Genomic DNA, 22,224 nt, shown 5'->3' with positions numbered 1-22,224 from the left:
CTGGATTGTGATTCCGGTGGTCGCGAGTTCGAATCTCGTTAGCCACCCCATTTATTTTGGTAGCGTTTGCTCCCCTTTACGATTTAACTCGTAATAAAACATCGTCGGTGAATAGCGCAGCTTGGTAGCGCATCTGGTTTGGGACCAGAGGGTCGGGGGTTCGAATCCCTCTTCACCGACCACCATTTAAAAGCCTCGTCGAAAAGACGGGGCTTTTTTTCGTCTGAAATCTGGTTTATTGAACCGAAAGTTGGATGATAAGGCGCAATACACTTTCGTCTTTAGTAGCTCTGTTTGTTAAATATCTAGTTCAAGTGAGTCTTGTTATATGATGGGGCTTTTTGCATTTTGGGATGGTAATAAATAGAGTGAGAGGTAAAGGCAGCAAAGAGAAGGCTTAGTGCTAAGTTGGAGTGGGCAAGTTGCATCCTTGCAAACTTGGTTAGGTTGTATAGAGAATTAGAATTTGTAAGCTAGGCCTAGGTTGATAGAGTGTGCATCAAACTGCTTGTGGTTCGACAGCTTCATCAACTCTAAGTTTGCACCTAGTGAGTTGGTAAAGTTGTATTGAGCACCAACACCGTATGAGAAGGAATTGATGGTCTTTTTGTTGTCATTTCCTTTATAACCAGCTTGTTTTAGGCGGATGTTATTCACACCAGCTAAGCCATACAGCTCAATGTTGTCTGATACATTGAATTTGATCTTTCCGTAAAGTCCGGTTTGACTGCCAACTTCTAAACCTTGACCATTTTTCTCTACCTTGCCGCTGTCGCGACTGTGACGCATTTCCGCCCCAAACATCGAGTTAAAGTCATAACCCGCTTTAAGGCCTAGTGAGCGAAAGTTGCTCTTCACTGATGTTTCAGTTTTCGAATTTACTATATTGTCAGTGTTCTTAGCTGACATCGTACCTAGATAAGTCCCCAGATAAAAACCAGAATCGCTTGTGGCTAAAGCTGGAGCTGAAACTGCGCCCATTAAAGCTAGCAAAGTAGCGGTTTTCAAAGTTGCTTTTTTCATATTTTCCTCGTTTAAAGTTTGGTCTTTTGACCTTATTGTGTGTTTCGAAGCGCATAGTAATCAGGAGCGCGTTTTTGTAAAAATCAGACTCTGTCGATGTTTATGACAGAGGCGGCGCTAGTGCGAGACGTGCTGACGAAGAACGTTATAGAGCACTTCTCGTATTCCATTAGCACAGTGTGAATCGCGGTAGCCAAGGCCAAACTTACTTCGCTGAATGGCTTCGCGGTGATTGATGATGACGAGCTCATTATTGTTCAACTCATGTTTAATCGAGTCTTGATCGATACAGATCCATCCAATGCCATCTTTGGCGAGTTGTCTTGCGGTTGCCACGTTGTTGACCGACATGGTGTCGAACTTGTAGCTACCCCATAAAGATTCATTTTGCTGCGTAATAGCGATAGCCAAATGCTGACTCAGCTGTTCTGTAGAGACTTCATCGAGTTGGGCGATGGAATGTTGAGGTGCGCAGACTGAAACGAATTGGCGCTGTGTGACATTCATAAACTCCCAGTGACCAATCCCGCTATAGGGATAGTGACTAATAATAAAGTCGTAGTCAGATGACGCGATGAGGTCATCACAAGGCGAAAATTCAATCTGCAGATCCATTTCAGCATCAATGTCGCGCAGCTGGTGGATAAGATGAGAAACAATTTTCGGGTCGATAAATGTCGTGATCCCAAGTCGGATGCAGCCTGCGCCTGAACCGTTTATTTTCTCGACATGAGACGCTAACTTTTCAGACAGCTGTAGAATGGATGATGCTTTATCCAAGAGCGCTTGACCTTGTTCTGTTAACACGGGTTTGTGCCCAGCACGATCAAACAGCTCGATCCCCCAATCCAACTCAAGATTGGCGATCCATTGACTTACTTGGACCCGACCTTTGTTCATCGCTTTCGCAGCAGCGGAAATGGAGCCGAGCTCGGTAGTAATAACAAACGCTTTGATGGCATTGATATTCATAAGAACCTCATATAGACATTGGGTGAATGTGCTTGTCTTATCCCGTATTCCCTACATGATGTTGCAAGCCAAAATCAGAGCTTTCCCTAAAAAGTGAAGCCATGGTAAATATCTTTGATAAACTAATATCTAGAACTAATGGTTTAAAAAGGTTATCACTTGGCTTCAATAGAGCAGTTAGAGAGCTTTGTCGCTGTTGCGAAAACAGGATCGGTGGTAGCGGCGGCTGAAAAGCTTGGCAAGACTCACGGCCCAGTAAGTCTGGCGATACAGAATTTGGAAAGCCGCTGGGGTGAGTTGTTTGTCGTTGGCACGGGCAAGAAACAGTTGTCGGAAAAAGGGGAGGCGATACTTCCTTGGGCAGAGGCTGTGATTGCTAGTTACTACGAGCTAAAAAACGCAGTGGCCGTTGAGTCACCAACACAGATGACACTCGGTGTTGATATCGCTTTACCTCGAGTCTGGCAACAAGAAATCTTGGCTTCTATCATCGATTTGAATATCAGTATTAGAGTCAATTGCTTGCCTAGTGATGAATTGATTGCCGCCTTTAATGCTCAGTGCCTAGATTGGATAGTGACACTGGTTGATTTACCTTGGCCCGAAACACCAAACTTTTTTTCACTTGGTACTGTGGATAGTTACTTGATAACCAGTAGTGAAGGGCTGTTAGAATCCAGCAACCAGTCGCCAATCGTGTTCGACAGTGGCCACCTTCTGACACTGCCTCAACTCTCTATTTCTCATGCTAAGCGAACTTCCGCTCCAATATACAAGCGCTTCGATTTCCCTTGTCCTTGGCAAATTCGAGTCACCGATCATCAACAAATAGCTGCCATTCTTTCGGAGTTACCGAGTCATACGTCTGCGGTGTACAACAATATTGATCTAACAGACACTATGAAAATCGTGACAGAACCGCACCTTAAAGCGACTTGGGGAGTGTCGGTTTTCTGGGGAGAGCATTTAACAGGGAGTCAAGTGTTGCAATGTTTGACAGACTGGGCGATGAGCAAGTCAATGAGAGGTAGACAACAGGATGACTCTTGACCAAATCAAAATTTTTGTTGCTATTGCTCATCATGGCAGCGTGAGAAAAGCGGCACGAGCACTTGGCAAAAGTCAGCCAGCACTTACGGCAACAGTGAGTCGTTTGGAAGCTTCTCTTGGTTGCGAGCTGTTTATCAAAGGCACTCGACCACTCAAGCTGTCTTCTTTTGGTCTGAGATTTTTACCGCGAGCAATGGAGTTTGATGAGGTGCTGGCCCTCACTCACACTTTCTCCAGCAAAGAGAATGTCAAAAAGCTGCGGGTTTGTTTTGATTACGGCATCGCACTGGATGAAGTGAATCAGCTCTCTCAGCTCATCATTACTGACAATTCGCTTCGAAGCATAGATTTGTTTCGCACAGATACGGCAACCATTCATCAGCTCTTGATAAAACAGCAATGTGATTTAGCATTGACTCAACCGTTATCGCACTTACCTCCCTTTCTTGAAGCTCAACACGTTGGGGGGCGTGAGTTTGTCGAGGTACAGGCACCGTTACAGACAAACAAACAGCATCGTATGATGTCTGTTCACGATGAAAACGGGCAGCCGTTGTGGGTTAACAATACACACCAGTACAAAGACCTCATTTCATTTAACCGACCGGTTGATATGCTTGAAGCCTTGGTAAATTTTTATGGCAAAGGCTGGCTACCAAAAGGTGAGGTAATTATGGCTTTGAGCGAAGGCAAGGTAGAACTGACGGAAAAACCAAGCTATCAACGGCACTTTAGCTTGGTCTGGCAGCAACAGTTAAAAGCAGAAGCCAAGTTGGTTAATCGCCTAGTTCGTTATATTCAGTTGAACAGAAGCTAGTTGGTTACCAGTGCTGTATGGATTTACGTTCAGAGTTTAAGTTTTTTTCTGAACTGAACTTAACTCGACTACGCTGCTGTTCCGAAGAAAACGTGTAAAGGTGATAGAAATGGGTTGTTTACGAAAGCTATCCATCATTTTGGTGTTAATCGCCGCTCCTTCCTTACGTGCAGCAGACTATGTCGCTGAATTGCAACTCAATGTTGTGAACGTGTTTCGTGGTGATGTCACCATTGGGTTGCGAGAAAGCAAGTTGATTAAAAAAGACAAGCATACTCGCGTGTTCCTGGTCAGCGAGTCGTCAGTGGCAAACAATATTGCCGACTTGCATTACACCATAATCGAGCAAAGTAATAGTGAGCCGTTAAACTCGAATCAACTGCAATTGCCCAGCATGTCGACTTACATTGGTAGTGAAGCGGGTGTTGAAGTTGAGGGGGTGGTTTCCTATCGAGTGGTGGTCAGGGCGCGCTAGCCCTCTGTTTCAGTTATCTTATGGTATTCCCCCCCAAAGTGAAAGCCTTTCACTGCGTAGAGTGTTTTTTGCACTTTAGCCTATTAGGTTAACCTCAAATTGTTCATCGGAGAAAGGACTCTCTTTTTCTAACTTATTTGGGGAGTAATCCTATGTCGAAAATCACAACACAACACCAAGTCTATGTACCAGCCGCAACTAGACACAGTTATGGAGAGTTTAACCTTTATGGAAAGCTCCGAGAGGTGGCTGTGGGTTACAGCCAGAACTTCCGCCTGCCGGTGCTAACAGAAGAGGTAAAAGCAACATATCAGAGTGTACTGCAGCCCGACCTATATGATCTCTGTGAAAAAGCGGGAGGGCAGTTACTTTCTCATGCTTCTCCATCATTTTCTGCGGCCCTAGAGCGTGAGAATGACGCGTTGATCAAAGCATTTCAGGACTTTGGTATAAAGGTTCATCAGGCTAGGGAAGTGTCTGAAGAAGAAATAGCCGCGTGCCAAAGAACGAATGTTTTTACCCAAATCTTCGCTGCAGAACCTATTTGGGTGGTAGGTCGAAATGTTTTGGAGAATGTCTGGGCAAGCGATATGAGCTGGGCTTCTATAGCGCCAGTGCGAGAACTCCATCTCCCCTTTATTGATGGTGATAACCACGTTCTACATTACACGGCACCAAGGCCGACCCTAAATCGAGATTACATTTATGAGGGGGGAGATGTGCTCAACCTTGGTGATGGAAGAATACTGGTGGCAACAGGTCCTTCATCAACTAATGCTCGTGGCGCTGAGTGGGTTAAGCGCATGCTAGAACACGATGGTTACCAAGTATGTATCACAGAAGTGGAAGATACCGGAATCCATCACTTGTTTGCTGTTATGTGTGTGGCCGGTCCTAAACTTGTGATCGCTTATCGAGACGCCTTTCCAAACGGTTTACCTGAATTTATGGATGACTTTGATGTGGTATGGGCAAACAGAGAAGAAGCGCTGGCAACCGGGCCGTGTGCAGTGATGCTTGATGAAAGCCACATCCTAATGCCAGAAGAGACCCCAGCTCTCAATCGAAAACTGGAAGCAAAAGGATTAACGGTTGTGACCGTTCCATTTTCTCATCACGCGAAGCTTTGTGGTGGAATGCGCTGTAAGACCTCGGTGCTCCGCAGAGACATACACTAGTCGTTTTCCCTTCTATCCCCCTCATTTTATATGAGGGGTAACAGGGTGTTCCTTATATGAAATTAGATTTTGGCGTTTTGTTCCGCTCAGCATTAGCTTATTTGCGGGTTAGCTTGGGCATAATGTCGTTGTTGCTCGCTTTATCGAGTCCGTTACTTATTCCCTTGATTAGTTCAATGGAGATTTGCAGCAGTAAAAAAGCGTTACTCAGCGGTGCAATGATTTTTGGTGTACCTGAAGTGGCGACTATTGTCGCTCTGTGCTTGTTAGGCAAGGAGCGCCTACAGCAAATCAGAAATTGGTTTGTTAGACATTTACTGAAGCTCAAGCCTAGTCGCCACTCTACAAGATTTGGCTACTATATGGGATTACTACTGATGGTAGTGGCGGGCCCTGTTATGAATATGGTGCTGTTTTACTTTCCAACCTTTGGTATGGACTGGATAGAGCATAGAAAGGTGATAGCACTGGCTTGTGATATCACCTTTGTAGCGGCGATATTTATAGCGGGCGAACAATTGTGGAGGAAAATAGAAGCTATTTTCCGTTTTGAACCGACAACTACACCTCACTAAAACGTAATTGTGGCGCTTGATAGGTGATTTTGACTGTTAAGTGCCATTGTTACGGCTAAATCTTCAGTGGTTCGTCTATGAGAACAGCCATTGAATAACATTTCCCCCATTCTTCATGAGTAAGAATTGGAGCTAAATTCTACCGATCGCACGATGGCCAGTATTTTGTTCAATATGCAGGGTTGTGACTTGTTGTAAATCACAATAGCGGAAAATACTGTGCAATCGACTTATCAAAGTGATCAGTGTATTAAATGTGACGAAGATCTAGAGTTTGGTGCTGCACTCTGTCATGTTACAAAATTTATGTTTCTATAGTGTTAAAACTACATCAGAATAAATATGCGAGTGGCATTAGTCATAAATATTGCCGATAACGTGAAGTTCGGCGTTTTATATTCGTTGTCTAGCACGAATTTCTGAGTGTACATCAACTTTTCATGCCACTTGTATCACTACTATATGTACTTAAATTGCATATATATTTATTTATACTGCTTTAGATTTGCTCAATTTCGAATTTTTATCCTATTTTTGTTGCTTTTCTGTGAAAGATTTGCCAAATTGATGCCCTTATAAATAGTCAGCAGAAAATGCTGCCTAAGAATGGATTCAATTTTTCAGACAGGGGCAGAAAGCTGCCAAAGCAGTAGAGGTCTGGTAATGTCACTATTAGAAGTAAAAGATCTTCGTATCGAATACCCATCACGCCATGGGGTACATGCCGCGGTTAAATCTTTGTCGTTCAATATTGAACGCGGCGAAATAGTTGGTGTGGTTGGGGAGTCCGGCGCGGGCAAATCAACGGTAGGTAACGCTGTTATCGATTTGCTTTCACCTCCTGGCGTTATTGCTAGTGGTGAGGTTTTCCTAGATGGAGAAAAAGTCTCTGGTTTAACGCCAGAAGCGATGCGCAAAGTTCGTGGCTCAAAAATCGGGTTTATATTTCAAGACCCAATGACCTCTCTCAACCCACTATTCACTGTTGAGCAACAATTAAAAGAAACCATCCATGCCAATATGAAGGTATCGGATGATGAAGCGTATCAACGCGCGCTCAATCTCATGAATCAAGTGGGTATCCCACAACCAGAAAACCGCTTGAAGCAATACCCTCACCAATTCTCTGGTGGTATGCGTCAGCGTGTGGTGATCGCTATCGCGCTTGCCGGCGAACCGGATCTTATCATTGCAGACGAACCCACGACGGCACTTGATGTATCGATTCAGGATCAAATCTTAGGTTTGATTCGCGATCTGTGTATCAAGAACAATGTTGGTTGTATGTTGGTGACGCACGATATGGGTGTGGTTTCTAACGTAACGGATCGCGTAGCGGTAATGTACCGTGGTGACTTGGTAGAGTTTGGGCCAACGGCAAAAGTACTGGGTGAACCCGATCACCCATACACACGTAGCCTGATTTCAGCAGTACCGCGTTCAGACATGAAACTCGATCGTTTCCCTCTCGTGAGCTACATCGAAGAAGCACATGAGATGGAACCTTTAGATGTTAAGAACCACTGGTTGGGTCAAAGCCAGGATCACCGTGATTATACTGGTCCGCTTCTTAACGTAGAAAACGTCAACCTACGCTTCGTTACGAAAGATTCGCTATTTGAAAGCCGACGTGAGTACGTTCAAGCGTCAAACAACGTTAGCTTCGAAGTGCATGAAGGTGAAACGTTTGGATTAGTGGGTGAATCGGGATCGGGTAAATCGACCATTGCACGTGTGATTGCGGGTCTATATGCCCCTAACTCTGGCAAAGTCACGTTTGAAGGTATTGACCTTACGTCGCTGAAGTCTGAGAAAGAGCGTCGCCCGATGCGTCGCCAGATGCAGATGGTGTTTCAGAACCCGTATACTTCGATGAACCCTCGTATGAAAATCTACGACATCATCGCAGAGCCAATTCGTTTCCATAAATTGACGGCAAACGAGACCGAAACTAAACGAATCGTCGAAGACCTGTTGGAGCACGTAGGTTTAGGAAAAATGGCGGGGGTGAAATACCCACACGAGTTCTCTGGTGGTCAGCGTCAGCGTATTTCTATCGCGCGTGCACTAGCAACGCGCCCACGTTTGTTGATTTGTGACGAACCAACGTCGGCACTTGATGTATCGGTTCAGGCTCAAATACTTAACCTACTCAAAGATCTACAACAAGAACTTAACCTGACCATGCTGTTCATCAGTCATGACTTGCCTGTAATTCGTCAAATGTGTGACCGAGTGGGCGTGATGCAAATGGGTACGCTATTGGAAGTGGCACCGACGGAGCAGCTATTTACTGATCCGCAGCATGAATACAGTCAGCACCTAATTTCCTTAATGCCTGAATTCAAAGGCTTAAGAGATGATGTAGCAAAAACGGCGTAAGCCATACAATTCCCTATTGGGACTCGATAACAGAAGCAAACACAACAACAAGGGATCCGGATCCCCGCATGAAGGAGTTATGCAAATGAGAACCATGAAAAGCAAATTAGCAGTAGCGCTAATGGCAGCGGGCCTAAGTTTTAATACTCTGGCAGCAGATATCAAAGTTGGCTATGCAGCTGACCCAGTATCTCTAGACCCGCATGAGCAGTTGTCTGGTGGCACATTGCAAATGTCACACATGGTATTTGACCCACTCGTTCGTTTCACCCAAGAAATGGACTTCGAACCTCGTCTGGCTGAAAGCTGGGAACGTGTGAATGACACAACGGTTCGTTTTAAGCTACGTGAAGGCGTTAAGTTCCACTCTGGTAATGGCCTAACAGCAGACGATGTTGTTTGGACATTTAACCGTCTTCAAAGCTCTCCTGACTTTAAAGCTATCTTCGACCCGTACGAGAAAATCGTTAAGGTTGATGACTACACGTTTGACCTAGTGACTAAAGGTCCTTACCCACTTGTACTACAAACAGCGACGTACATCTTCCCTATGGACAGCAAGTTTTACTCAGGTAAAACGGCAGATGGCAAAGACAAATCTGAGCTAGTTAAGCACGGTAACTCTTTTGCATCGACGCATGTTTCTGGTACTGGCCCCTTCATCGTCACAGCTCGTGAGCAAGGCGTTAAGGTTGAATTTGAGCGTTTCGCTGACTATTGGGACAAAGAAACCAAAGGTAACGTAGACAAGCTAACATTAGTACCAATTAAAGAAGACGCGACGCGTGTAGCAGCACTTCTTTCTGGTGGTGTTGATATGATTCACCCAGTTGCGCCAAACGACCACAAACGTGTAGCTAGCGCTGAAGGTGTTGATTTAGTGACGCTACCTGGTACGCGTATCATCACGTTCCAAATGAACCAAGAAAGCAACGAAGCACTGAAAGATGTTCGCGTTCGTCAGGCGATTGTTCACGCAATCAACAACGAAGGTATCGTTAAGAAAATCATGAAAGGCTTCGCAACCGCTGCTGGTCAGCAAAGCCCAACAGGCTACGTTGGTCACAACGATGCGCTTGTTCCACGTTACGACGTGAAAAAAGCGAAAGAGTTGATGAAAGAAGCTGGCTATGAGAATGGCTTCACGCTAACGATGATGGCACCTAACAACCGTTATGTGAACGACGCGAAAGTAGCGCAAGCAGCGGCAGCGATGCTGTCTAAGATCGGCATTAAAGTTGATCTTAAGACCATGCCTAAAGCGCAATACTGGCCAGAGTTTGATGTGTGTGCAGCGGACATGATGATGATCGGTTGGCACTCAGATACTGAAGATTCAGCGAACTTCAATGAGTTCCTAACAATGACTCGTAACGAAGAAACTGGTCGTGGTCAGTACAACTGTGGTCACTACTCAAACCCAGAAATGGATGCGATTGTTGAAGCAGCGAACGTAGAAACGGATCCTGCTAAGCGTGCTGAAATGCTGAAAGGCGTTGAAGCAACACTATACAACGACGCAGCATTTGTACCGCTACACTGGCAAAGTGAAGCGTGGGGCGCGAAGTCTAACGTGAAAGCAGCAGCAATTGTTAACCCTATGGTAATGCCTTACTTTGGCGATCTAGTGGTTGAATAATCACAAGTGATTGTGGTGTAGGAGGGGAGTGTTCCCCTCCTCAATTCTCTCTACTCTGCTCAGTTTATTTCAGTCGGATTGAGCGGTTATTAAGACTGAATGTTTCTCTCTCAATGAGATCTATGGATAGTTAAGGGGCAAGGAATGTTTTCGTTTCTGGTCAAGCGCCTGTTTCAGGCACTGATAGTGATGTTTGTGATCAGTTTGGTGGCGTTTGCCATTCAGGATAACCTGGGTGACCCGCTGCGTGAGCTTGTAGGTCAGTCGGTTTCGGAAGCAGAGCGTCAAGCACTGCGTGATGAGTTGGGCCTCAACGATCCTTTCGTAACAAAATACACTCGTTTTATTGGTGCAGCGCTGCAAGGCGATCTTGGCACTTCATACTTTTTCAAACGTCCTGCCGTTGAGGTTATTCTCGATAAGCTGGTGGCAACACTAGAGCTGGTATTCGGCGCGACGCTTATTATTATTTGTTTATCGATACCACTCGGTGTGTACTCGGCAATTCATCCAAAAAGTTTCTTTACCAAATTGGTGATGGCTGGCAGTAGTATTGGTATCTCGATTCCGGTTTTCCTAACGGCGATCATGCTGATGTATGTCTTCTCTATTGAGTTAGGCTGGCTACCGTCTTTCGGACGTGGTGAAACCGCGAATGTGCTCGGTTGGGAGTCTGGGTTCTTCACGATCGATGGTATTAAGCACCTTATCTTGCCATGTGTCGCACTGGCATCGATTATGTTGCCACTTTTCATCCGCTTGGTTCGTTCTGAGATGCTAGAAGTACTGAGCTCCGAATACATCAAATTTGCCAAAGCAAAAGGGCTACCTCTTAAAAAAATCTACTATCAACATGCCCTTAAAAACACGATGTTACCTGTTTTGACCGTTGGTGGTGTTCAGATCGGTACTATGGTGGCGTATACCATCCTGACTGAAACTGTCTTCCAGTGGCCTGGCACAGGCTTCCTTTTCCTTGAAGCGATTAACCGTGTGGATACACCATTGATTACCGCTTACGTTATTTTCGTTGGCCTTATTTTCGTGGTGACGAACACTATCGTTGACTTGTTGTACGGCTTGATTAACCCAACCGTAAACCTAACTGGAAAAGGAGCATAACTATGAGCCAAGTAAATGTAGCCGCTGCTCCTTCAGTGTGGGAGCGTTTTAAAAACTCGGACTTCTTGTATTACTTCAAGCGCGACAAAGTCGCTATGGCAAGTTTTACGGTCTTTATGATGTTCTTGGTGTTGGCACTAGCTGCGCCCGTCATCGCCCCTTCTGACCCATATGACTTATCGTCTATCGATATTATGGACTCGGAGCTGCCGCCATCTTGGATGGAAGACGGTGACGAGAACTTCGTATTAGGTACCGATGACCAAGGTCGTGATATTTTATCCACCATTCTTTATGGTTCTCGACTGTCTCTGACCATTGGTTTCCTAGCGGTAGGTTTACAGTTATTCCTAGGTATTGTGATTGGCCTATCGGCGGGTTACTTCGGTGGTCGTATCGATAGCTTCTTGATGCGTTTTGCTGATGTTCAGTTGTCGTTTTCAACCATGATGGTTGCGATCATTGTCTCTGCTATCTTTAAGGCCAGCTTCGGTACGGAGTTCTATAGCCAATATGCCGTGACCATGTTGGTCGTGATCATTGGTGTGGCGGAATGGCCGCAGTATGCGCGTACTATCCGTGCCTCGGTTCTTGCAGAGAAAAAGAAAGAGTATGTAGAAGCTGCGCGAGTGATGGGCTTTAGAGCACCACGTATCATGTTCCGTCATATTCTGCCTAACTGTTTGTCGCCAATTTTGGTTATCTCAACGGTACAGGTTGCGAACGCTATCATGTCCGAAGCGGCACTATCGTTCTTAGGTCTTGGTTTGCCAGTAGACCAGCCATCATTGGGCTCCTTGATCAGTATCGGCTTTAACTACATCTTCTCTGGTTCGTGGTGGATTACCGTGTTCCCAGGCATCGTTCTGATTACCTTAGTGTTGGTTATTAACCTACTAGGTGACTGGCTACGTGATGTATTCAACCCGAAAATCTACAAAGGGTGATCCAGAGTGATTGATTTTTAATCCCGATCGTCACTACACTAAGAGTCGCAGATAATTGCGGCTCTTTTTATTTGTGCCGCTGATAACGATAGCCAAGAGTGTTCAGAGGATGTTTATGAGCTCTTTAAATGGTGTAAAGGGATTCGGTTGTTTTTCGTTTAGTGCTTTGTTGGGCACCTTGTTGTTAACCAGTAGTGTGGCTCCTTTACCAGTTTATGCTGAGGATACGTTGTGTGACGCTTCCCAGCCCTCCATCAATGAACTGCCGGTTTTAGATAAATCCTGTCCGATTGGAGATGGGATTTGGAGCCATGACGTTCCTGTGAGCGCGACATCGCTTTATTGGATTCAATGCGGCATTCTTGATGCACCTATGGCACTAACTCAAGCGAAAACCTTGTACGCTAAAATCACCACCGATGTGTGGATGCTACCCCAGAAAAACAGCTATCGTTGTCTGATTGGGCCATATAGCGACGCTGAGATCGCCAAGCAAGAGCTTGTTCAAGTCAAAGCCTTATCTGGTTATCGTGATGCCTTTATCCGCCAAGTGGAACGAAACGCTTCTGCCAATGCACCTCAACGTACTGCCAAAGTGACGCCGCAAGTACCCGCTAAAGCCGCTAAGCCAGTGGCAAAAGCGATTGAGGAACCAGTAAAGAAAGCTGGGAAGATAACGCCTCTTGCGACCAGCGCTAAGGCTTCATTGAGTGTTCGGTTAAATGCTGAAGTTAATGGACAGCGTTATAACGTGCCTTATATCGCTAATAGTAGTCATCAGTTCTATATGGAACATGATAAAGCGTGGAACCGCTTGAGTTATCAGTCTGCCATAAAGGTATGCAGTGACCTTGATATGCATTTGGCAAGTAATGAAGACTGGCAGGCCTTGGTAAAATCACAAGTGATGCAGAAAAATCGCTGGCCACTACAAATGCCATATTGGGGAGATGGTCAGAAAGGGCTGTTTACTAATGGCAAAGTATCACCGTTAAAAGGCAATACTTTGCTCAATGTAGTGTGTGTGGGTAAATAACCTTTAAGGCAATAACCAACGAGTCTTACTGCTGAGTGACAACAACCAACTGGTTGCTAATGCCAAACTGCCGCTGACAATAACCCAAAATGGAATTATATAGATTGGGTGACCTTGATGTAGGCCGAGTTCGTTCATCGGCCACAAGAATAGCGGGTGAAGAATATAAATACCCAAGCTGTATTTACTAATAAAGCTCACCACTTTCTTGGCTCTTGGCCAAAGCTTGTCGGCGTGGGCTTTGCAAACAATAAATATCATGCTGGCCGCTAGGACGGTATTTAGAGTCTTGTAAGAGAACCAGCGTCCAACATAATAACGACCTTCTTCAATACTTCCTTGAACCACCATATAACTGCTCAGCGCCATCGCACCAACACCCAGAATAATGGACACAGTAACCACACCTCGGCTTGCTGGCAGTTTTTGATACAGGATATAGCCTAATGGCAACAAGCCCATATAAAGCCAGAACTGCTCGCTCCAAGGCCCATCCACTCTTAATAAGAACAAGAGCGTAGTGAGTAACCAAAGGCCGGTAAATGCGTAAAGTGCACTGTCATCAAACTTGCGAACGAACACCTGCAAGAACGGGATCGCCACATACAGCGGAATAAAGTAGTAAAAGAACCCAAGGTGGTAATAGGTCTGATGGTGATAGCTCTCAGACAAGACTTCTTTAACCGTATTACCGTTAAAGCCTTCAATGGTCCATCCGGATAAGTAAGCGTAGAAAAGTGACCATGCGATAAATGGAATCAGCACTTTGCCGAGACGACGAGACAGATAATATTTCATATCAAACGGTCGCGTGTCGTTAAGCATGAGGGCGCCGGTTATCAAAATAAACACCGGGACTGCCCAGCGGCTGAAGCCATTAAAGGTGATGGCGGTAATCCATTCGCCCATAGGGATCTGCCCGAGTTCATGACGGTAAGGGCCTAGCGCATGAATAATGATGACAGCGAGTGCCGCCACACAGCGCATGGCATCGAAGAAAAATATGTGCTTTTTATCCATTAATAACTCCTTACAGTCTTTAGAAACTATAAGAAATATAATCAGATGCGGGAAGAGTACTTAGATAAAAGTTGTGTAAAAACTGCTCCATACAGAGCAGTTTTGAGTGGTTTGTTCACGCTGAAGGGCAAACGACTTCATCCCAGAACCAGTTTGATTGTGTGGGTGACTCCCATACACCAGGGTTGTTCTTGGCAATAAAACACTTTCCTTGGTAGCTTACGATATCGCCATTGCTGACAGATGTACTACCCGGAACCCAAGTAATTAGATTAATTTCAGGTGGCGTGGTGGTGCTTCCACCACTATTGCCGTCACCAGTACCTCCGTTGCCGTTATCTGTTGAGGGAAGAGTGTCCACAATTCGCACTTCTGGCCAATTGGCGTGGGAGCCATAAAAGTTGGTGACGCACTTTTCATAGTCACCGGGTACGAGAGCAGAATAGGCAGTTTGGTAGCCGACCAAGTTACATTCAAAAGAGACACCACCGGGACGGTCTGCATGATAAGTCCAGCTGGCTTCCCAGTTAGTGTAAAGTACATCTGTCGCGCCGTTTAAGTTCAAGCTGCCATAAGGGGTTTGTTGCCAACACGTATTGCTTTCATCGGCTTCAATAGGAATCTGATAGTGTGCAGCTAGCCCTTCCCAGTAACGAATTCGGTTAACTGGCTGCCCTTTGTTTTTATTCTGCTCCCCACATTCAATACCGCCATTAATGATGTTGATGGTGGTACCAAACCCATAGCCAATACCAGCCTCCACTTCTCGCTGAGATGGTACCCAGGTTCTATCAATCACATGCAACATGGCGGGCTTTGGTGCTTGTGGCGTTAAGAAAAACCAGATAGCAGAGGCGAGGTTTAACCACGAGTCAGCCACAAGCGTTGGGTTATCAAGTAACACCGTTGCATCACCATCAAACATCACTTCAGAAAAAGGGCCATAGTTGAAGTGGTAAGAGAGTTGTTTGGCGCCACGACCAAAATAGCCTTGGTTGGCGGCGCAAGGCCAACGTTTGTTTTGCCAATCATTCTGACCACACCCCGTGGTATAGCCTGGTTGTCCTTCGGACCAACCCATTTCGCGCACATGAACCAGTGCTTGCTGCCATTCTTCGAGAGCTAAGGGGTTATCCCAAGAGTTATCCTTGGCGATATGGCCTCCGGTCTCTTGGGCAAAATGAGCGAAGGCGGTCACGATGGAACGCTTACAAATAGCATCGGCATCTCGACCGTCGCTATAGTCACCGCAAAACGCTGGAAATTTACCAATAGCCTGCAAAAAGCGCTGATAGGTGTACTCTGGCGCAGCCATATGAGTGAGAAAGTCCCACTCATCACGTGGGAAGACTCGCTCAGCCCGTTTTACGTTGCTTGGGTTGGTTGCCAAGCCTGCATCAATCGAATCCACGACAGAGTTTGAGGCTGTCTGCAATGCTTCAGCCCACACAGTGTACATGGGGTTGCTGGTTTTGCTTGCTTCACTATTTTGTATGTCGCTACGGGCAATAATATATCCGGTTGGATTTTGTGGATCGGGGTGCGGGTTTACCGCAAGGGCAGGTAAGCTCAAGCAGGCAGTGCTCGCTGCTATAAGCCATCGAGAGGTTTTCATCTGACGTTCCTTTTCAATATTATTTATCTTGGCTAGATAGATTCACCTGTAGTGAGGAGACGTTACTTTCTAGCGCAACAAACTATAGAAAAGGCCATGGAAGATTGGTTGTGGAACCCACGAATTTCGTGCTTGATGCTTTCTCTATGCGAGGCATTTCAAACCTTGCTTGAGTGACTAAGGTGAAACTCTCGTTGAAGTGTGCAATGGCTCTAAAACAAAAAAGCCCAGCATGAGATGCTGGGCTTTGAAAAGGGAGTGTATGCGTTAGCGCATGGTAACGAATTCCTCAGAACCCGTTGGGTGAATTGCCACGACAGAGTCGAAGTCTGCTTTGGTCGCGCCCATCTTCATCGCAACGCCAAAACCTTGAATCATTTCATCAACAGTAAAGCCGATGCCGTGCAAGCCAACAACCGTTTCTTCTGGACCAGCACAAACCAGTTTCATCTTGCATGGCTGGCGGTGCTTCGTTACTGCCGTGTACATAGCAGTGAAGCCAGAGGTGTAGACTTTGATGTTATCTTTGCCGTATTTCTCTTCCGCTTGTTGTGTGGTTAGGCCGATGGTGCCGATAGGTGGGTGACTGAATACCACAGTTGGTACTAGGTCGTAGTCCATCTTCGCATCAGGTTTGTTGTTGAATAGGCGCTCAGAAAGCTGGCGACCTGCTTTAACAGCAACTGGAGTGAGCTCAATGCCGCCTTCCATGATGTCACCAACACAGTAAATACCATCTACATTCGTGGTTTGATACTCATCGACTTTGATGTAGCCGCGCTCGTTGGTTGCCACACCTGTAACACCAAGATTAATGGCATCTGTCGCTGGGTGACGACCGATCGCCCAAATCAAGGTATCAACATTTTGGCTCTCACCGTTTTCAAGATGTAGCGTTAGGCTACCGTCCGCCTCTTTAACCACTTCTTTAGGCACGGAGTGAGTGTGCAGCGTTGGGCCTTCGGTGTTCATCACTTCAACCAACGTCTCGATAATCATTGGGTCAAAGCTACGTAGAGGTGATTCTTTACGGCAGAACAGGTGAGTTTCAGTACCTAGTGCGTGTAGAACACCTGCGATCTCTACTGCAATGTAGCCCGCGCCGATAACCGCAACGCGCTTTGGTTGCTCGTTTAGCTCAAAGAAACCATTGGAATCGATGCCGTATTCTGCGCCTGGAATATTTGGAATGGTAGGGCGACCACCAACGGCAATAAGAATGTGATCAGCAGTGTAGTGCTCGCCGTTCACTTCGACAGTTTTCGCATCAACAAACTTAGCAAAACCGCGAATGACATTAACTTTGTTGTTGCCAAGCACGCGATCGTAAGATTGGTGAATACGGCCAATGTATGCTTGGCGACTCTCGACTAGTTTGCTCCAATCGAAGCCTTTAACGTCGACATCAAAACCATAGTCTTCTGCGTACAGGTTCATCGCTTCAGCAACTTGTGCACCGTGCCACATGACTTTCTTTGGCACACAGCCAACGTTTACACAGGTACCGCCAAGATCTTGAGCTTCAATCAGCGCGACCTTCGCGCCGTACATTGCCGCACGGTTTGCAGATGCGATACCGCCGCTGCCACCACCAATACAGATATAGTCAAAATGCGTTGCCATTACGTTCTCCGAGAGCTTATTAATTTTATGATTGCTAATAACAGGTACATTGGGGTGAAGAGTAGGGAACTCAATATCATCGCAATGTTTTGTTAAGAATCGCTATCCATACTATAAATCGAGTCTAGCAACTTTCTCCAATGGGAAAAAGCAGAGTTAATTATGAGTAATAACGATTAATGACGGGACAAGAGGGCATTACGCCCTCTATAAAAGTCGCTCAGCCACAACAACTCGATGTTGAGCAATCTTGTTGAGCTTGCACGTCCTTTCCGGTAGCAAGGTAGGTATTAGTTAGGTAGAAATCAGCAAACCGCGTTTCAAAGTCGCTAGAAACTGTCTTCTCAACCAACCCTGATTCCATGATGTTGCGTTGCCACGCTTGCATTTTTGGCAGTCCGCAGAAAAAGTCATAGCCGGAATGCGCTTTTACAATCGCAGCGCGGTGCAAGAGTGGTAACCACGCCATATCAACATTGCTGAACGCGTCTGACTTGAAGAACTTAGTGTTGCCAGATAACTGGTTCTCTGCCTTTTGGAATGCCTTAATCAGTTTTTCCGCACGCTCTTCAAAGGTCTCTTTATCTTTGCTACTCATTGTGCCGCATTGAGCAAGGTAGTGTTTTGAGCCTAAATAGCTCCATGCACGATCGAGTGCGTGCTGCTCGTTACTCACGCCTTGCTCAATTGGACCGTATTCATCTTCGATGTATTCAATGATGGCGTCTGATTCAAACAAAGCTGTACCCGATTCTGTGACCATCACTGGCACCTGACCATTGGGTGAGATATCTAGGAACCATTGCGGCTTGTCTTTTAAACTGATGTATTCGATCTCGTAGGGAATGCGTTTTGCTTCTAGTGCAGCAGTGACACGTTGGACAAAAGGACAAATCTTAAAGCTAACAATCTTAATCATCTGGGTTTTCCTCACTAGGCTATTAGGGTGTACACATTGCACATGGCTTCGGTACTTTCACTAGTAAGACGTGGGAGGAGAGAGAAAGACGAAAATAATTTCAATAAAGTCGAAATATTTTCTGGAGAGCTAAAAAAAGCGCAATTAAAAAAGGCGCAATATTGCTTTAAAACAAGTGATTACGCCTCTTCTTGGGATTGAAAGTATGTCCCAAAAATTATTCTGGGACAATCCATTCTACTTTAAAGTGGCCTGTTGCTGGAGCGATCTTGTCTTTAAGGTACGGCAAAATGGTATTCATTTGCTGCTCTAGCTTCCACGGTGGGTTGATGACAATCATGCCCGATGCTGTCATTCCGCGTTCGTTAGTATCTGGTGAAACACCAAGTTCGATTTGCAAAATCTTGCGAATACCAAGACCTTCTAAGCCTTCAATCATATCGTCGATATCATAGCGATTGACCACAGGGTACCAAATCGCATAAATACCCGTAGCCCAGCGTTTATAACTTTGGGCAATGGCCGTCACGACATCACGATATTCACGAGCGAGTTCATAAGGTGGGTCAATCAAGACCAAACCACGGCGTTCTGCTGGTGGCAAGCTGCCTTTTAAGCGCTTAAAACCGTCTTCTTTAAAGATTTTGACTTGACGGTCGCGGTGGAATTCTTGCTCAAGCAATGGAAAGTCGCTTGGGTGTAATTCTGTTAATACCATACGGTCTTGAGGACGCAAATGGGCACGCGCCACACGAGGAGAACCAGGGTAATAACGCAGTGTGTCGCTGTTGTTCAGTGTCTCTATCGATTCAATGTAGCTGGCGATATCTTCAGGAATGTCGGCATTGCCCCAAATACGGCCGATGCCTTGCTTGTATTCACCAGTTTTCTCAGACCATTCGTGTGTAAGGTCATAACGGCCTACGCCCGAATGAGTATCGTGATAAACGAATGGCTTTTCCTTGTTTTTTAGTGAATTAAGGATAAGACTTTGTACTATATGTTTAACCACATCGGCATGGTTACCCGCGTGAAAACTGTGACGATAGCTCAGCAAAATAAAGACTCTGTTTAACAATAATGGACGGATTATAACCTCTTCTGACCAGAAGCGGCAGAGGTGTTGGTGTTTTGAATCATCGTAATTGAATCTCGAAGGATTGAAATTTCTCTTTCGAGACTACATTTATCTATTAATTACGCTCACTTGCCTTCCAATGAAGTGAGGGAATCCAATAACTAAAAAGGGACGCTGCATGGCAAATCCACTACTGACGTTTACCGACTTACCTCCTTTTTCTCAAATTAAGCCTGAGCATGTGAAGCCAGCCGTTGAACAAGCGATTGAGGCATGTCGAGCAAAAATAGACGAAGTGCTTGAAGGTAACACCAATCCGACTTGGGACAATGTCGTTGCGCCAATCGAGCAGATTGATGACAAGCTTAGCCGCTTATGGTCACCAGTGAGTCATATGAACTCAGTGATGAACAGTGATGAATTGCGTGAAGCGTATGAAAGCTGCCTGCCAATTCTTTCTGAGTACGGCACTTGGGTAGGACAACACAAGGGGCTGTATGAAGCGTACAAAGCGCTCAAAGCCAGTGACGCGTTTAACTCCCTTTCCCAAGCGCAACAAAAAACCATCAAAGACTCACTGCGTGACTTCGAGTTGTCTGGTATTGGTCTACCAGCCGATGAGCAGCACCGCTATGGAGAAATCAGCAAGCGTATGTCTGAGCTAGGCTCGCAATTCTCTAATAATGTACTTGATGCCACCATGGGTTGGACCAAGCACATTACCGACGAGAAAGAGCTCGCGGGTATGCCGGAATCGGCGCTAGCGGCGGCGAAAGCGGCAGCTGAGGCGAAAGAGTTAGAGGGTTATCTACTGACATTGGATATCCCATCTTACCTGCCAGTTCTAACCTACTGTGATAACCAAGAGCTACGAAAAGAGCTGTACGAAGCCTACGTCACGCGCGCCTCGGATCGCGGCCCAAATGCGGGTAAATGGGACAATACCGAGATTATCGCTGAGCAACTTAAGCTGCGCCATGAAATCGCGCGCTTGCTTGGTTTTGGTACTTATAGTGAAAAGTCACTGGCGACCAAGATGGCAGAAAGTCCAGCTCAAGTGCTTGGCTTTCTGAATGATCTTGCGACTAAAGCTAAACCTCAAGGTGAGCGTGAAGTCGAGGAATTGCGTCAGTTCGCTGAAAAAGAGTTTGGCGTTACTGAGCTAAACCTTTGGGATATTGCTTACTACAGTGAAAAGCAAAAACAGCACCTGTTCCAATTCTCTAATGAAGAGCTGCGCCCTTATTTCCCGGAATCAAAAGTGGTCAGCGGGCTGTTTGAAGTGCTAAACCGCGTATTCGGGATGCAGATTAAAGAGCGTGAAGGGGTGGATACTTGGCATGAGTCAGTACGCTTCTTCGATATTTTTGACAGCACTGACACACTGCGTGGTAGCTTCTATCTTGACCTGTACGCGCGTGAACACAAGCGTGGCGGCGCGTGGATGGATGAGTGTCGTGTACGACGCACGGATCTTGACGGTGAACTGCAAGCACCAGTGGCGTACCTCACGTGTAACTTCAATAAACCAGTCGGTGGTAAACCTGCCATGTTCACTCACGATGAAGTCGTGACTCTGTTCCACGAAACAGGTCATGGTATCCATCATATGTTGACGAAGATTGATACGGGTGCAGTGTCAGGCATTAACGGTGTTCCTTGGGATGCAGTTGAGCTGCCAAGTCAGTTCCTAGAGAACTGGTGCTGGGAAGAAGAGGCACTTGCGTTTATCTCAGGCCACTATGAGACAGGCGAACCGCTACCTAAAGAGATGCTCGACAAAATGCTAGCGGCGAAAAACTTCCAGTCTGCGATGTTTATTTTGCGTCAGCTTGAGTTCGGTCTGTTCGATTTCACGCTGCACACGGAATATGATCCAGACATCGGTGCACGCGTGCTAGAGACCTTGGCAGAAGTGAAGTCGAAAGTGGCTGTGCTTCCGAGTCTTGAGTGGAACCGTTTCTCACACAGCTTTGGTCATATCTTTGCGGGTGGTTATAGCGCGGGTTACTACAGCTACTTGTGGGCAGAAGTGTTGTCTTCCGATGCCTATTCACGTTTTGAGGAAGAAGGCATCTTCAATAAGGAAACAGGACAAAGCTTCTTGAATAACATCCTTGAAATGGGTGGCAGTGAAGAACCAATGGAGCTATTTAAGCGCTTCCGTGGTCGTGAGCCAGAGATCGATGCGTTATTGCGTCATTCTGGCATCAGTGCGTAGTATCCAATTGAAGTAATATTTGAAGCCCTTAACCTTTGGTTGAGGGCTTTTTTATTATGTTGAGAAAGCGAATTTTACCGGCTGAGCCAATAGCTAAGTTGGTAGAAAAAATCGTTAAGATGATATATCGCCCTAATTGAATAACTATTGAATAGTGATTGATAACCGATAATTTGTCATCAAAACCTTCTGACCTTCAGCAAGGTCCGTCATGTAACCAAGTTTCAATATTCGAAAAAACAGAAGTGTTATTTCAGTGAAAATTAGGTGTTATTAAAAACTGCTTACAATGAATAATTAGTTCTATGCTCTGAATAAAAAACTAGTTTGTTTTAAGTCAAAGAATCGTCCTAGAGTGCATGTAAGCACTCCGAAAGTTAATTACAAGCCTATTTGGTTTCGGGTAATTTATTTTTACTCATCGCTTACGCATTAATTGTTAATAAACATGCAAACAGCGTTGAGATTTTAAAAATTTATATTCAGCGATTGCTTTTTATCGGTTTGTCATTCTACCGGTGTCGACTGAATT

General features: G+C 45.6%; 18 protein-coding genes and 1 tRNA gene. 12 read left to right on the top strand and 7 right to left on the bottom strand.

Features of this window, described 5'->3' with window-relative positions:
- Positions 1–105 precede the first annotated feature (105 nt).
- Positions 106–182: transfer RNA gene (locus AWH66_RS17895), tRNA-Pro, on the top strand.
- A 277-nt stretch (positions 183–459) separates the two neighbouring features.
- Here the strand turns inward: AWH66_RS17895 and AWH66_RS17890 are convergent.
- Positions 460–1,023: a porin family protein gene (locus AWH66_RS17890; protein WP_063604183.1), complete on the bottom strand. Its 564-nt coding sequence runs from the start codon at positions 1,021–1,023 to the stop codon at positions 460–462.
- Positions 1,024–1,140: 117 nt separating this feature from the next.
- The gene (locus AWH66_RS17885; protein ID WP_006072050.1) at positions 1,141–1,995 is read right to left on the bottom strand and encodes a LysR family transcriptional regulator; all 855 of its coding nucleotides are present in this window, start codon (positions 1,993–1,995) and stop codon (positions 1,141–1,143) included.
- Between the two features lie 159 nt (positions 1,996–2,154).
- Between AWH66_RS17885 and AWH66_RS17880 the strand changes: the two genes are divergently transcribed.
- From AWH66_RS17880 to AWH66_RS17835, 10 genes are all read left to right on the top strand, one after another.
- Positions 2,155–3,045, top strand: coding sequence for a LysR family transcriptional regulator (locus tag AWH66_RS17880; RefSeq protein ID WP_063604184.1), 891 nt, complete (start codon positions 2,155–2,157; stop codon positions 3,043–3,045).
- The gene (locus AWH66_RS17875; RefSeq protein ID WP_063604185.1) at positions 3,035–3,862 is read left to right on the top strand and encodes a LysR family transcriptional regulator; all 828 of its coding nucleotides are present in this window, start codon (positions 3,035–3,037) and stop codon (positions 3,860–3,862) included. The genes AWH66_RS17880 and AWH66_RS17875 overlap by 11 nt, the downstream gene beginning before the upstream one ends.
- A 109-nt stretch (positions 3,863–3,971) precedes the next feature.
- Positions 3,972–4,337: a hypothetical protein gene (locus AWH66_RS17870; protein ID WP_063604186.1), complete on the top strand. Its 366-nt coding sequence runs from the start codon at positions 3,972–3,974 to the stop codon at positions 4,335–4,337.
- Between the two features lie 152 nt (positions 4,338–4,489).
- Entirely contained in the window at positions 4,490–5,515 is a 1,026-nt protein-coding gene (locus tag AWH66_RS17865; protein ID WP_063604187.1) for a hypothetical protein, read from the top strand.
- Positions 5,516–5,571: 56 nt separating this feature from the next.
- The gene (locus AWH66_RS17860; RefSeq protein ID WP_063604188.1) at positions 5,572–6,090 is read left to right on the top strand and encodes a transporter suffix domain-containing protein; all 519 of its coding nucleotides are present in this window, start codon (positions 5,572–5,574) and stop codon (positions 6,088–6,090) included.
- Positions 6,091–6,753: 663 nt separating this feature from the next.
- Entirely contained in the window at positions 6,754–8,472 is a 1,719-nt protein-coding gene (locus tag AWH66_RS17855; protein ID WP_063604189.1) for a dipeptide ABC transporter ATP-binding protein, read from the top strand.
- 85 nt (positions 8,473–8,557) lie between these two features.
- Positions 8,558–10,111, top strand: coding sequence for an ABC transporter substrate-binding protein (locus tag AWH66_RS17850; protein WP_063604190.1), 1,554 nt, complete (start codon positions 8,558–8,560; stop codon positions 10,109–10,111).
- A gap of 144 nt (positions 10,112–10,255) precedes the next feature.
- On the top strand, positions 10,256–11,233 hold the full coding sequence (locus AWH66_RS17845) for an ABC transporter permease (RefSeq protein ID WP_038228651.1): 978 nt from the start codon (positions 10,256–10,258) through the stop codon (positions 11,231–11,233).
- Between the two features lie 2 nt (positions 11,234–11,235).
- A complete protein-coding gene (locus AWH66_RS17840; RefSeq protein WP_063604191.1) occupies positions 11,236–12,180 on the top strand; it encodes an ABC transporter permease in 945 nt (314 codons plus the stop codon).
- 115 nt (positions 12,181–12,295) lie between these two features.
- Positions 12,296–13,216 (top strand): SPOR domain-containing protein, encoded by a 921-nt coding sequence (locus AWH66_RS17835; RefSeq protein WP_063604192.1) that lies wholly within the window; start codon positions 12,296–12,298, stop codon positions 13,214–13,216.
- Between the two features lie 3 nt (positions 13,217–13,219).
- Here the strand turns inward: AWH66_RS17835 and AWH66_RS17830 are convergent, their stop codons facing one another.
- From AWH66_RS17830 to AWH66_RS17810, 5 genes are all read right to left on the bottom strand, one after another.
- A complete protein-coding gene (locus AWH66_RS17830) occupies positions 13,220–14,236 on the bottom strand; it encodes an acyltransferase (protein WP_063604193.1) in 1,017 nt (338 codons plus the stop codon).
- A 115-nt stretch (positions 14,237–14,351) separates the two neighbouring features.
- Positions 14,352–15,851, bottom strand: coding sequence for a glycoside hydrolase family 19 protein (locus AWH66_RS17825; RefSeq protein ID WP_063604194.1), 1,500 nt, complete (start codon positions 15,849–15,851; stop codon positions 14,352–14,354).
- Between the two features lie 267 nt (positions 15,852–16,118).
- Positions 16,119–17,474 carry a glutathione-disulfide reductase gene (gene gorA, locus AWH66_RS17820; protein ID WP_063604195.1) on the bottom strand — a complete coding sequence of 452 codons (1,356 nt, stop codon included), beginning with the start codon at positions 17,472–17,474 and terminating at the stop codon, positions 16,119–16,121.
- 220 nt (positions 17,475–17,694) lie between these two features.
- Positions 17,695–18,393 (bottom strand): glutathione S-transferase family protein, encoded by a 699-nt coding sequence (locus AWH66_RS17815; protein WP_063604196.1) that lies wholly within the window; start codon positions 18,391–18,393, stop codon positions 17,695–17,697.
- Between the two features lie 217 nt (positions 18,394–18,610).
- Positions 18,611–19,450: a 23S rRNA (adenine(2030)-N(6))-methyltransferase RlmJ gene (locus AWH66_RS17810; protein WP_063604197.1), complete on the bottom strand. Its 840-nt coding sequence runs from the start codon at positions 19,448–19,450 to the stop codon at positions 18,611–18,613.
- A 199-nt stretch (positions 19,451–19,649) separates the two neighbouring features.
- On the opposite strand from AWH66_RS17810, the gene prlC reads away from it, so the two are divergent.
- Positions 19,650–21,692 (top strand): oligopeptidase A, encoded by a 2,043-nt coding sequence (gene prlC / locus AWH66_RS17805; RefSeq protein WP_063604198.1) that lies wholly within the window; start codon positions 19,650–19,652, stop codon positions 21,690–21,692.
- The last annotated feature ends 532 nt before the right edge of the window (positions 21,693–22,224 follow it).

The organism is Vibrio barjaei (assembly GCF_001639065.2).
Lineage (GTDB): Bacteria > Pseudomonadota > Gammaproteobacteria > Enterobacterales > Vibrionaceae > Vibrio > Vibrio barjaei.
This window is presented reverse-complemented; position numbering and strand designations above follow the sequence as displayed.